We start from the raw sequence: 12,017 nt of genomic DNA on the forward strand, positions 1-12,017 counted from the left end.
GCGGACCCACGGGGGGTCCACGGCGGGTCCACGGCGGTCCTGCCCGGCCCCACGCAGGCCTGCCTCGGCCCGCGCCGGCCACCTTCGGCGGCGGCCGGAGTCACGCAAAAGCCGCCCCCGCCGTGGCGGAGGCGGCCTTCCACGGCGTCCGGTGTCAGCCGATCGGCTGCGCCTCCCGCGTCAGGTCGAGCAGCTCGCTCTCGTCGATCGTGCCCTCGACGTGCTGCTCGGGGCGGGCCGGCAGCGCGAACATCACGCAGAAGATCACCGCGAGGACCCCGGCGACGTACCAGAGCGAGTGCTGGAAGCCGTCGATGAACGCCTGGTTCAGGCGCGGCGGGGTGAGGCCGTCGCCGATCGAGCCGAAGAAGACGACCGAGACCAGGCCGAGGCCGAGCGCGTTGCCCATCTGCTGCACCGTGTTGATGAGCCCGGACGCGGAGCCCGAGTGCTCCTTGGGGACCTCCGAGAGCACCGCGTCGGTGATCGGGGCGACGATGAGGCCCATGCCGAGGCCCATCACGACCAGCGGCAGCGCCATCTGCCACGGGGCGATGTCCAGGCCGTAGCGGCCGGCCTCCCAGATGTAGATCAGCAGCCCGGCCGCCATCGTCAGGGCGCCCGCCTGGAGGACCTTGCGGCCGAAGCGCGGGACGAGCTTCTGCACGGACAGCCCGGCGGCCACGGAGACCGCGATGGAGAACGGCACTCCGGTCAGGCCGGCGCGCAGGGCGCTCCAGCCGAGACCCATCTGCATGTAGAGCGTCCACACCAGGAAGAAGATGCCGAGCGCTACGCCGAACGTGGCCTGCACGGCGATGCCCGCGGCGAAGCTCTTCACCTTGAACAGCGACAGCTCGATGAGCGGGGAGCCGTCACGGGCCGCCTTCATCCGCTCGTACGCGATGAGACCGGCGAAGACCAGGACGCTGCCGGCCATGGAGAGGTAGCCCCACAGCGGCCAGCCGAGCTCGCGGCCGCGGGTCAGCGGGTAGAGCAGCATGAGCAGGCCGAGCGTGACCAGGACGACGCCGGCGAGGTCGAGCCGGAGGGCCCGGGGCGCCTTGGACTCGCGGATGAACTTGGTGCCGAGGATCAGGCCCGCGATGCCGACCGGCAGGTTGATCAGGAAGATCGGGCGCCATTCGAGGCCGAACAGGTTCCACTCGGTGAGCAGCGCGCCGAGCAGGGGCCCCGCGACCGCGCCGAGGCCGACGACCGCGCCGAACAGGCCGAACACCTTGCCGCGCTCGTGCGCCGGGAAGGTGGCGTGGACGATCGAGAGGACCTGCGGCACCATCATGGCGGCCATCGCGCCCTGCAGGATGCGGGAGGCGACCAGCATCTCGGGGCTCGCGGCGAAGCCGCACAGCGCGGAGGCGAGCGTGAAGCCGCCGATGCCGAGCAGGAAGAGCTTCTTGCGGCCGTGGATGTCGCCGAGGCGGCCGCCGGTGATCAGACCCGCGGCGAACGCGAGCGCGTAGCCGGCGGTTATCCACTGAATCGAGGAGAAGCTCGCTCCGGTGTCGTGCTGGATCGACGGTATGGCGATGTTGACGATCGTGACGTCGACCAGGTCCATGAAGGCCGCGGTCATGACGATGGCCAGGGCGAACCACCGGCGGCGGTCGGCTGCGGCGCTCGCCGCGGCCTCTGGGGTACTGCTGGTCGTGGTGGAAGTCATGAGAGGAAACCCCGTATAGGTCAAAGCGTGTCCTCATTGGCCGGGCATCCTGGAGGGCATGACGGACACCCCGGCACGGCTGCTGCAACTGCTCTCCCTGCTCCAGACCCCGCGCGAGTGGCCCGGCGGCGAGCTCGCGGACCGGCTCGGGGTCTCCCGGCGCACGGTGCGGCGCGACATCGACCGGCTGCGTGAGCTCGGCTATCCGGTGCAGGCGGCGCGCGGCGCCGAGGGCGGCTACCGGCTCGTCGCGGGCAAGGCGATGCCGCCGCTGGTCCTGGACGACGAGGAGGCGGTGGCCATCGCGGTGGGGCTGCGGGCGGGCGCGGGCCACGCGGTGGACGGCGTGGAGGAGGCGTCGGTGCGGGCCCTGGCCAAGCTGGAGCAGGTGCTGCCCTCGCGCCTTCGCCGCCGCGTCGCGAACCTCCAGGCGGCCACGATGCCGCTGTCCGGTGCCTGGCGCGGTGACGGCGCCACCGTCGACCCGCGCACCCTGACCACGCTGGCCTCCGCCGTCACCGGCGAGGAGCGGCTGCGGTTCGGCTACGTAGCGGGCGACGGCACCGCCACCAAGCGTCTGGCCGAGCCGTATCGCCTGGTGTCGACGGGGCGGCGGTGGTACCTGGTGGCGTACGACGTGGAGCGCGGCGACTGGCGTACGTTCCGGGTCGACCGGATCACCGAGCCGGTGGCGACCGGGGCCCGGTTCGCGCCGCGCGAGCTGCCCGAGGCGAACGCGGCGGAGTTCGTGCGGGCCTCGATGAACCGGCTGCGGCCCGTCCTTCCCGTCCTGGAGCTCGACGTCACCTTCGAGGCGCCGGCCGACTTCGTGACCGCCCGCCTGCCCGGCTCGCTCGGCGCGCCCGAGCCCCTGGACGCGGGCCGCTGCCGGCTGCGCACCACGTGCACCGACTCCCTGGAGTGGGTGGGGCTGCGGCTCGCCCTGGTGGACTGCGAATTCACGGTCGACGGCCCGCCTGCGATGACGGCGTATCTGCACGACTTGGGCGAGCGTCTGATCCGGGCGACACCGGTTGCGCCGGACGAGTGAGCGCGCCCCGGGGAACGCGACCCGCTGGCCCCGGGAGGCCTCCGTCCGAGCCGCCGCCGAAGGCCCCGTGGGCCGCGAACCCCGGGAGGCTTCCGGGAGCCGCCGCCGAAGACCCCGGTGAACGCGCGTCCGCGGGCCCGGAAAAGGGAGGGGCCCCGACACCAGGGGGGGAAGGTGCCGGGGCCGGGAGCCCCAGCACCAGGGGGGGGAGGGTGCCGGAGCTCGTCTTGGGGGTGCGGGGCCTAGGCCGCCGCGTCGAAACCCGTGTCTCGAGCCATCTTCTTCAGTTCGAGCAGGGCATGCTTTTCGATCTGCCGGATCCGTTCACGGGTCAGCCCGTGTTCCTTACCGACTTCTGTCAGCGTACGCTCCCGACCGTCGTCAATGCCGTAACGCATCTTGATGATCGAGGCGGTTCGCTGGTCGAGCTTGCCGATCAGGTCGTCCAGCTCCTCGCTGCGCAGCAGCGTGAGCACCGACTGTTCGGGCGAGATCGCGGAGGTGTCTTCGAGCAGATCGCCGAACTGGGTCTCGCCCTGATCGTCGACCGGCATGTTCAGAGAAACCGGATCACGCGCCCAGTCGAGCACGTCACCGACGCGCGCGGGCGTGGAGCCCAGCTCGGCGGCGATCTCCGCGTGCTCCGGGTCCCGGCCGTTCTCCCGGTTGAACTCGCGCTGGATCCGGCGGATACGGCCCAGCTCCTCCACGAGGTGCACGGGGAGGCGGATCGTGCGGGACTGGTCGGCGATGGAGCGGGTGATGGCCTGGCGGATCCACCAGGTCGCGTACGTGGAGAACTTGAATCCCTTGGCGTAGTCGAACTTCTCGACCGCGCGCACCAGGCCGGCGTTGCCTTCCTGGATGAGGTCGAGCAGCGGCAGACCGGCCCGCGGATAGCGGCGGGCGACGGCTACGACGAGGCGGAGGTTGGATCGGATGAACAAGTCCTTGGCGCGCTCACCGGCGGCGTACAGCGCCTCCAGCTCCTCCTGCGAGGCTCCTGCCGCCTTGCTCCCCACCTCGCCGTCGAGGATCTGGCGTGCGTACACACCGGCCTCGATGGTCTGCGAGAGCTCAACCTCCTTGGCGGCATCGAGCAGCGGCGTACGCGCGATTTCGTCGAGGTACATACCGACCAGGTCGCGGTCGGCGATCTCACCGCTGATAGCGCGGACCCTGCTTCCCGACTCCGAACCGCCAGAGGCGGACTGTCGGCGGGCGACGGCGCGGGTTGCCATGCGTGCTCCCTTACTGAGTGGTCGCGACACCCTCCCGGGTGCCCTGCATCCGATGGAAACAACGGCTGGAATCCGGACAGAATTCCCGACCCGTCCATCCATTTGCGTGATCATGCAGTACCCTGTCGCGCCACGGGAGGGGGACAGGTGCCGCAGGGACGTACAAAGGTGCAGGTCAGAGCCAGTCCGAAGGCCGTACTGGTGCCCGTTGGGGGCTTTTACACGCTCTTCACCCGTGAGACCGCCATCACACGCCCGATGGCCGTCTTGACCGACGGACGCTGCCGCCCACCGGTGCACTCCCACCCCTGAAGACGACCTGCCCCGACTTCTGGTTGCTGGCGATGCCCGATTTGTCGGAGAGGGGGAGCCCACAAGCCGCCGGAGCGGCCCCGCAGCCCGTCGACGCAGGTCCGCGCTGCGGAATCCGCGCGACCCACTCAGCCGTACTGCACCGACCGCTTGGCGAGCCCGAGCCAGAAGCCGTCGACCATGGTGCGGGCGCCGCCCGGGTCGTTCTCTCCGGCGCCCATCGTCACGAACAGCGGGGCGAAGTGTTCGGTGCGGGGGTGGGCGAGGCGGCCGGCGGGGGCCTTGTGCTCGAAGTCGAGCAGAGCGTCGGTGTCGGCTGCGGCGAGCGCCCGCGCGCCCCAGTCGTCGAACTCGGCGGACCAGGAGGGCACTTGACCTTCGGGCTCGCGCAGCGCGGCCAGATTGTGCGTGAAGAACCCGCTGCCGACGATCAGTACGCCCTCGTCGCGCAGCGGCGCCAGCTTGCGGCCGATGTCGTAGAGCTTGCGGGGGTCGAGGGTCGGCAGGGAGATCTGGAGGACGGGGATGTCGGCGGCGGGGAACATCTCCACCAGCGGGACGTAGGCGCCGTGGTCGAGCCCCCGGTCGGGGACGTCCTGCACGGGAACGCCGGGCGCACGCAGCAACTTGCGCACGGCATCGGCGAGTTCGGGTGCGCCGGGGGCCGCGTACCGCACCTGGTAGTAGTGCTCGGGGAAGCCCCAGAAGTCGTACACGAGCGGCACGGTCTCGGTGGCGCCGAGTGCGAGCGGGGCCTCTTCCCAGTGCGCGGAGACCATGAGGATCGACGTGGGCCGGGGCAGGCCGGTGGACCAGGCGGCCAGTTCGGCGGGCCACAGCGGGTCGTCGGCGAGCGGCGGGGCGCCATGGGAGAGGTACAGGGCGGGCATGCGCTCGGGGCGGGCGACGGTCATGGCGGACCCTCCGGGTTCACTCACGGGCCGGCCGGCCTCACGGCCGATGCTCCGGCGGCCGGGCTGTTGCTTGAACTCTCAAGTTTATGGATCCAGCCTAACTCCAGCTAGTTCAACTTTCAAGAAGCATCCGTACAGTAGATGCATGACCTCGGCACCTAACTGGCTCAGCGACGAGGAGCAGCGCACCTGGCGCGCCTACCTCCACGCCACCCGGCTCTTCGAAGACCACCTCGACCGACAGCTCCAGCGCGACGCCGGGATGCCGCACGTCTACTACGGGCTGCTCGTCCAGCTCTCGCAGGCGCCGCGGCGGCGGCTGCGGATGACCGAGCTGGCGAAGAACGCGAAGATCACCCGCTCCCGGCTGTCGCACGCCGTCGCGCGCCTGGAGAACAACGGCTGGGTCCGGCGCGAGGACTGCCCCTCCGACAAGCGGGGTCAGCTCGCCGCCCTGACCGACGCCGGGTACGAGGTCCTGGAGCGGGCGGCGCCCGGCCATGTCACCGCCGTACGCCAGGCCCTGTTCGACCGGCTCACCCCCGAGCAGGTGGACCAGCTCGGCGAGATCATGCGGGTGATGGCGCAGGGGCTCCAGCCCACCGACGCCAAAGCGGACCTGCCCTGGCTCCGCTGAGTTCAGCGGGGCCAGGGCAGGTCGTGCGTCCTGGGTGCTACCGGGGTCGTCCGGAGTGCCACCGGGTTCGCCCGGGGTCCTTCCGAGATCGTCCGGGGTGCTCCCGGGCGGTCAGTGGGCGACCACCGGGATGCGCACCTCGTCCTCGATGTCCTCGCCGGAGCCCGATCCGGCGATCGGACTCGCGCCGGGGCGCCCGGTGTTGATGAACGTGACGGCGATGACGGAAGCGGCAGCCAGGATGCCGACGGCCCACCAGATCGCGGCCGTGAAGCCGTGCACCATGGCCTGGAGCTTGAGGAGCTCGGGGTTGGTGGCGCCGAGCGCCATGTGACCGGTGACGTACGCCGTGGTCGCCGAGGCGGCGATGGTGTTGAGCAGGGCCGTGCCGATCGCGCCTCCGACCTGCTGCGAGGTGTTGACCATCGCGGAGGCGACACCCGCGTCACGCGGCTCGACACCGATCGTGGCGAGCGACATGGCCGGCATGAACGCGGTACCCATGCCGAGGCCGAGCAGGATCTGCGCGGGCAGGATGACACCGGCGTACGACGTGTCGACGTCCAGCTGCGTGAGCAGCAGCATGCCGACGGCGGCGGTCAGGAAGCCGGGGCCCATCAGCAGGCGCGGCGGGACCCGGGTCATCAGGCGGGCGCCGATCTGGGTGGAGCCGGTGATCATGCCCGCGATCATCGGCAGGAACGCGAAGCCCGTCTTGACCGGCGAGAAGCCCTGCACGACCTGGAGGTAGTAGGTGAGGAAGAGGAACAGGCCGAACATCGCGATGATCGCGAGGCCGAGCGAGAGGTAGACGCCGCCGCGGTTGCGGTTGGTGATCACGCGCAGGGGCAGCAGCGGGTGCCGCACCTTGGCCTCGATCGTGACGAAGGCGGTGAGCAGCACCGCGGAGGCGATGAACATCGAGATGGTCAGCGCGTCCGACCAGCCGGCCGACTCGGCGCGGGTGAAGCCGTAGACGAGGGCGACCAGACCGGTGGTGGACAGCAGCACGCCGGGGACGTCGAGCGGCGAGCGGTTGCGGGTGCCGGCCGGCTCACGGATGACGAGGTAGGCGCCGAGCGCGGCGACGATCGCGAACGGGATGTTCACGAAGAAGGTCCAGCGCCAGTTCAGGTACTCGGTGAGGAAGCCGCCGAGGATGAGGCCCACCGCGCCACCGCCACCGGCGATCGCACCGTAGATGCCGAACGCCTTGGCGCGCTCCTTGGCGTCGGTGAACATCACCGCGAGCAGCGAGAGGGCGGCCGGCGCGAGCAGCGCGCCGAAGGCGCCCTGGAGCGCGCGGGAGCCCAGCAGCATGGCCTCGCCGGTGGCGGCGCCGCCGAGCGCGGAGGCCGCGGCGAAGCCGAGCAGGCCGACGACGAAGGTGCGCTTGCGGCCCCACAGGTCGGCGATGCGCCCGCCGAACAGGAGCAGACCGCCGAAGGCGAGGGCGTAGGCCGTGATGACCCACTGCTTGTTGGCGTCACTGATGTGCAGCGCGTGCTGCGCGGAGGGCAGCGCGATGTTCACGATCGTCGCGTCGAGCACGACCATCAGCTGGGCCAGGGCTATGAAGGCGAGTGCCTTCCAGCGACTGGGATCGGGGGCGAGGGAGAACTGGTCCGGCTTGTCCAGACCGACTGTTTTAGACATGGGGGTAGCCACCTTGGGACGCGGATTACCGAGATAAGTGTTGTAACTGCGCTTCAACTACGGTGCGTGAACAGGGAGTTGAACGGAGAGGGTCGAACGCAAAAGACGGTCAACCCCTCCGGAGGTCTGCGAGGGTCGCCGCACTGCCCGGTAGCTCGGACCGCGCCGGGGCCTGAAGCCCGTCGAGGAACAGCTGCAGATGGCGGTGGACGAACTGGTCGATGTTCGGGCAGGGCGTACCCGGCAGCGGCCGGGTCAGCTGGGAGAGGGCGACCATGAGGTCACCCACGGCGACGTCGGTGCGGAGCCGGCCCGCGGCACGGGCCCGCCTCATGAGCCCCTCGACGTCGCGCTCCAGGCGCGCGCGGGCTTCGTTCAGCTCGGCGCGGTCCTGGTCGAAGGTGTCGGAGAGCATCGGGCAGAGCGCCCCGATCCGCTCGTCGGCGGCGGCGTGCACGAAGCAGCGCAGCGCGTCGAAGGGGTCGGCCTCCTCGGCGGCGGCCGCCTCGGCCCGCGCCGAGACGCGGTCCATGACGGAGAGCACGACGCTGGTGATGAGTTCGGTGCGGTCGGCGAAGTGACGGTAGATCGTGGCGTTGCCGACGCCGGCCCGGCGGGCGATCTCGTCCAGCGGCACCTCGGCGCCGAACTCGACGAACATCTCCCGTGCGGCGGCGATGATCCGCTCCCGGTTGCGCAGGGCGTCGGCCCGCGGGCGCGGGGCGCGGCGCGGTTCCGCGGTGACGGGTGCGGCGGCAGTCTGCACGGCTCTGCTCCTTCTTCGTAGAACGTCTCGGCGGGAGAGCCGCTGAGGCCCGACGGGCTCCAAGCGGGGAGGCTCTCCCCGTTTAGCGGGGACACAGGGTCAAACGGGGAGACCGTCCCCGTTTATTTCCCCGCCCGAAGGTGACCTGCGCCACACACGCACCATGGTCCGGTATGTCCGTAAAACCCCACATTCGGGCTACTCAGCGCGCGCACCCGACCCGTCCGACACAGGGTGATCAGACGAGCGCAGCCAGGAACCGGCCTGCTGTCGCGGACCCGAAGGCGAGCGCGTGCGCATGCAGGACGTCAGCCAGTCCCGCCCGGGCCGGGCGCCCCGACGCCGGATACGCCCCAGGCGCCGGACCACCTTCTTCGGCGCCGCTCTCGCCTCGGTCGCGCTCGCCGCGCTGACCACCGGTTCCACCACGCTGACCATCGCGACCCGCGCCTCCGCCGGGCCGGTCGCCGCCCCCGGCGAATCACCGCTCGACCCCTGCCGCATCCCGGCCACGCTCGGCGTGCAGATGTCGGAAGGGATGCCGACGCCGCCCGGATACGCCCACTCCACCGGCATCGTCCGCGCCCTCACACTCATGATCGACTTCCCGGACGCGCCGGGCAGCGGGACCGCGCTCAGCCGGTACAAGGAGTTCTTCCCGCAGACCAGCAACTGGTTCCGCAACGCCTCCTACGGCCGGCTCGACTACCGCCCCGAGGCACCGATCCCCCAGTGGCTCCGGATGCCCAAGGCGTTCTCGGCGTACGGGATCGACCGCGGCTCGCCCTACGAGCCCGGCTACCACCGGCTGGCCCAGGACATGATCGCGGCGGCCGGGAACCGGGTGAACTTCTCCAAGTACGACCTGGTGAACGTCCTGGTCACCCCGAACGCGGGCCCCTCGGCGCTGGACACGGTCCTGTCGGTGACGTTCTCCGGCAACGAGGACGCGCCCTACGCCGACGGCGTGCCGCTCTCCAACACCTCGTTCGTCTACAGCCGCCAGGACGACGGCTCCGGCTCGTACTCCCGGACCGGCTACCGGGTCCTTCCCCACGAGAACGGCCACGTCTTCGGACTGCCCGACCTCTATACGGCACAGGGCGGCGGGGCCGTCGGGCACTGGGACATCATGTCCGAGGACTGGGGCGCCAACAACGACATGCTGGGCTGGCACAAGTGGAAGCTCGGCTGGCTCGACAACAGCCAGGTGTCCTGCGTGACCGGCACCGGCGAGGGCCAGTACGCGCTGACGCCGCTGGCCACCGAGGGCGGCCCCAAGCTGCTCTTCGTACCGGTCACGAAGGACAGCGGGTACGCGGTCGAGGTCCGCACCCAGGCCGGCAACGACGAGGCCGTCTGCAAACCCGGGGTACTGATCTACCGCGTCGACGGCGGCATCGACACCGGCCGGGGCCCGGTCAACGTCTCGGACAGCGAGCCCACGACGGGCGGCTGCACCCGCCGCCCCAACGTCAACGCGGAGCTCTCCGACGCGCCCTACACGACGGGCGAGACCTTCACGGATCGGGCGAGCGGGGTGCGGATCGCGGTGACGGGGGTGGACGGAATGGGCAACTACCACGTCAAGGTCACCCGCTCCTGACGCGGGCGCGGGGAACTGCGCGAGAAGGGAGCACGGTCCGCGGCCTGGGGGCCGGGGCCAACGCGCGGCCCGGAGCCGGGGGCCGGGGCCGGGGGCCGGGGCCGGGGGCCGGGGCCCGGGGGCCGGGGGCTAACCCTCCCCCAGCTCCGCCCTCAGCTCCCTCTTCAGGACCTTTCCCGTAGCGTTGCGCGGCAGTTCGCCCTCGCGCACCTGCACCCGCGTCGGCACCTTGAAGGCCGCCAGCACCCCGGCCACATGTGCGCGGAGCTCGTCCGGGGTCACCGGCGCGCCCGGGCGGATCCGCACCACCGCCGCCACCTCCTCCCCCAGCGTCGGATGCGGCACCCCGAACACCGCCGCGTCCAGGACCGCGGGGTGGTCGTGGAGGACCCCCTCCACCTCCACGCAGTACACGTTCTCGCCGCCCCGGATCACCATGTCCTTGATCCGGTCGACGATCCCGACCCGCCCCTCCCGCACCACCGCGAGGTCGCCCGTCCTGAACCACCCGCCCCCGAAGGCGAGTTGGGTGGCGGTCGGGTCGTTCCAGTACCCCCGGGCCAACGACTGGCCGCGCAGCCACAGTTCGCCGATCTCGCCTTCCGGGAGGGCCGAGCCGTCCGCGCCGGCGATCCGCACCTCCGTCACCGGCGTCGGGCGCCCCGCACTCCCCGGCCAACTGCGGTACTCCGCACCGTAGTTGGCCAGCACCCCACCGCTCGTCTCGGTCAGCCCGTACCCGTTGCGCGGCTCGATGCGCGAGCCGTACCGCGCGGTGAGTCCGCTCACCAGGCCGGGCGGGGCCGCCGCGCCCCCGGTGTTGAGCGCGGCCAGGCCGTCGAGCCCGTCCCCGGACTCCTCAGCCGCGGAGAGGAGTTGGAGCGCGGTGGTCGGCACACCCGCGTAGTGCGAGACCCCGTGTTCGCGGATCAGGGCGAGGGCGCGCCCCGCGTCCCACTTGTGCATCAGGACGAGCGCCCCGCCCGCCGACATCGCCGCGTACACCGAGGTGAACGCCGCCACATGGAAGAAGGGAAAGGTCATGAGCGTGACGGGGGCCGGGCCCTGCCCCGGCACGACCCCGCGCCCGAGCATCGACATGGCCGCCTGGAAGCGGGGGTTCATGACCGCGCCGGCCTGCGCGAGCTGTGTGGCGACGGCACCCTTGGGGCGGCCGGTGGTGCCGGAGGTGTAGATGATGGTGGCGTCCGCGTCCGGCAGGACATCGACGTCGGGCGGCCCGGCGGCCCGGTCGGGCGAGGAGAGCTCGTCGAGGTCGTCCCAGCGCTCGAACCCGTCGGGCAGCGCACCGCCCGCGTGATGGAAGACCATGCCGCGCACTCCCGGCGTACGGGCCGCCCAGCCGGCCACCCGCTCCAGGCGCTCACCGTCGACGAGCAGCACCCTCGGCGCGCAGTCGTCGAGTGCGTACGCGACCTCGTCACCCGTCCACCACGCGTTGAGCGGTACCGCGACGAGGCCCGCCAACTGGGCTGCCCAGAAGGCGACTTGCCACTCGGGGTGATTGCGCAGGGCGATAGCGGCGCGGTCGCCGGGGCGCAGTCCGTAGACGTCGACGAGGCGGCGGGCCAGCGCGCAGGACGCGGCGAAGAACTCGGCGTAGGTATAGGTCCGGCTCTCGGCGATCAGGAACGGCCGGTCCCCGAAGGCCCAGACTGTCTCGGCGAACTCCCGCAGGGTGCGCGGCCCGGTGGCGTACTCGAGGGCGCCCGCCTCGCCCCGTACGACGGCGAAGGGCGCCCCAGGCGCGGTGAGCAGCCCCTCGGCGCGACGGGGCTCGATGTGCGCCGCGTCCGATCGTGCCACGTCGGATTGCCCGATGGCCCCACGCGCCGCGTCCGATCGCGCCCCGCCCGGCTGCGGTCCCGCCCCATCCGGCTGCTGCGCATCACCGCCGTGCGCCCCTGCCGCCCCAGTCGGCCCTGTCGCCCCAGTCGGCCCTGTCGTCACCACGGGAAGTCCTCCTAAGCGCCTGCTCAGTCCCAGTGGTGCCCGACGCTATGCCGCTCCCCCGCGACGGTCAAGGTCGGTGTAGAACACAACCGACTGGGTAGGGGGCGACGAGGAGCCGGGCCATAGGCTCGGGCCATCGGTCGGGCCATGGGCTCGGACCATCGGTCGGGCCATCG

9 protein-coding genes are annotated in these 12,017 nt (G+C 71.5%); 3 read left to right on the plus strand and 6 right to left on the minus strand.

All coding sequences use genetic code 11. The features are described from left to right. Window positions 1–154: 154 nt before the first annotated feature. The gene (locus AB0D31_RS18380) at window positions 155–1,684 is read right to left on the minus strand and encodes an MFS transporter (protein ID WP_362723804.1); all 1,530 of its coding nucleotides are present in this window, start codon (window positions 1,682–1,684) and stop codon (window positions 155–157) included. Between the two features lie 58 nt (window positions 1,685–1,742). On the opposite strand from AB0D31_RS18380, the gene AB0D31_RS18385 reads away from it, so the two are divergent. Further along, window positions 1,743–2,735 (plus strand): YafY family protein, encoded by a 993-nt coding sequence (locus AB0D31_RS18385; protein WP_362723807.1) that lies wholly within the window; start codon window positions 1,743–1,745, stop codon window positions 2,733–2,735. 242 nt (window positions 2,736–2,977) lie between these two features. Here AB0D31_RS18385 and AB0D31_RS18390 read toward each other — a convergent pair whose 3' ends face one another. Together AB0D31_RS18390 and AB0D31_RS18395 are read right to left on the minus strand one after the other, a co-directional pair. Next, the gene (locus AB0D31_RS18390; protein ID WP_362723810.1) at window positions 2,978–3,976 is read right to left on the minus strand and encodes a sigma-70 family RNA polymerase sigma factor; all 999 of its coding nucleotides are present in this window, start codon (window positions 3,974–3,976) and stop codon (window positions 2,978–2,980) included. Between the two features lie 440 nt (window positions 3,977–4,416). Then, window positions 4,417–5,202 (minus strand): class III extradiol ring-cleavage dioxygenase, encoded by a 786-nt coding sequence (locus AB0D31_RS18395; protein ID WP_362723812.1) that lies wholly within the window; start codon window positions 5,200–5,202, stop codon window positions 4,417–4,419. A gap of 145 nt (window positions 5,203–5,347) precedes the next feature. Between AB0D31_RS18395 and AB0D31_RS18400 the strand changes: the two genes are divergently transcribed. Further along, entirely contained in the window at window positions 5,348–5,839 is a 492-nt protein-coding gene (locus AB0D31_RS18400; protein ID WP_362723814.1) for a MarR family transcriptional regulator, read from the plus strand. A gap of 111 nt (window positions 5,840–5,950) precedes the next feature. On the opposite strand, the gene AB0D31_RS18405 is transcribed toward AB0D31_RS18400, so the two are convergent. After that, on the minus strand, window positions 5,951–7,495 hold the full coding sequence (locus tag AB0D31_RS18405; protein WP_362723817.1) for an MFS transporter: 1,545 nt from the start codon (window positions 7,493–7,495) through the stop codon (window positions 5,951–5,953). 109 nt (window positions 7,496–7,604) lie between these two features. Then, a complete protein-coding gene (locus AB0D31_RS18410) occupies window positions 7,605–8,261 on the minus strand; it encodes a helix-turn-helix domain-containing protein (RefSeq protein WP_362723820.1) in 657 nt (218 codons plus the stop codon). Between the two features lie 298 nt (window positions 8,262–8,559). On the opposite strand from AB0D31_RS18410, the gene AB0D31_RS18415 reads away from it, so the two are divergent. Then, complete coding sequence (locus AB0D31_RS18415) at window positions 8,560–9,867, plus strand: M6 family metalloprotease domain-containing protein (RefSeq protein WP_362723962.1); 1,308 nt, start codon at window positions 8,560–8,562, stop codon at window positions 9,865–9,867. A 129-nt stretch (window positions 9,868–9,996) separates the two neighbouring features. Here the strand turns inward: AB0D31_RS18415 and AB0D31_RS18420 are convergent, their stop codons facing one another. Further along, on the minus strand, window positions 9,997–11,694 hold the full coding sequence (locus AB0D31_RS18420; protein ID WP_362723822.1) for a class I adenylate-forming enzyme family protein: 1,698 nt from the start codon (window positions 11,692–11,694) through the stop codon (window positions 9,997–9,999). Between the last annotated feature and the right edge of the window lie 323 nt (window positions 11,695–12,017).

This window comes from Streptomyces sp. NPDC048361, from assembly GCF_040651795.1.
Lineage (GTDB): Bacteria > Actinomycetota > Actinomycetes > Streptomycetales > Streptomycetaceae > Streptomyces.

Coding starts and splice junctions, on each gene's coding strand:
- AB0D31_RS18380 (WP_362723804.1), bottom strand. CDS start 1,684: ATGACTTCCACCACGACCAGCAGTACCCCAGAGGCCGCGGCGAGCGCC.
- AB0D31_RS18385 (WP_362723807.1), top strand. CDS start 1,743: ATGACGGACACCCCGGCACGGCTGCTGCAACTGCTCTCCCTGCTCCAG.
- AB0D31_RS18390 (WP_362723810.1), bottom strand. CDS start 3,976: ATGGCAACCCGCGCCGTCGCCCGCCGACAGTCCGCCTCTGGCGGTTCG.
- AB0D31_RS18395 (WP_362723812.1), bottom strand. CDS start 5,202: ATGACCGTCGCCCGCCCCGAGCGCATGCCCGCCCTGTACCTCTCCCAT.
- AB0D31_RS18400 (WP_362723814.1), top strand. CDS start 5,348: ATGACCTCGGCACCTAACTGGCTCAGCGACGAGGAGCAGCGCACCTGG.
- AB0D31_RS18405 (WP_362723817.1), bottom strand. CDS start 7,495: ATGTCTAAAACAGTCGGTCTGGACAAGCCGGACCAGTTCTCCCTCGCC.
- AB0D31_RS18415 (WP_362723962.1), top strand. CDS start 8,560: ATGCAGGACGTCAGCCAGTCCCGCCCGGGCCGGGCGCCCCGACGCCGG.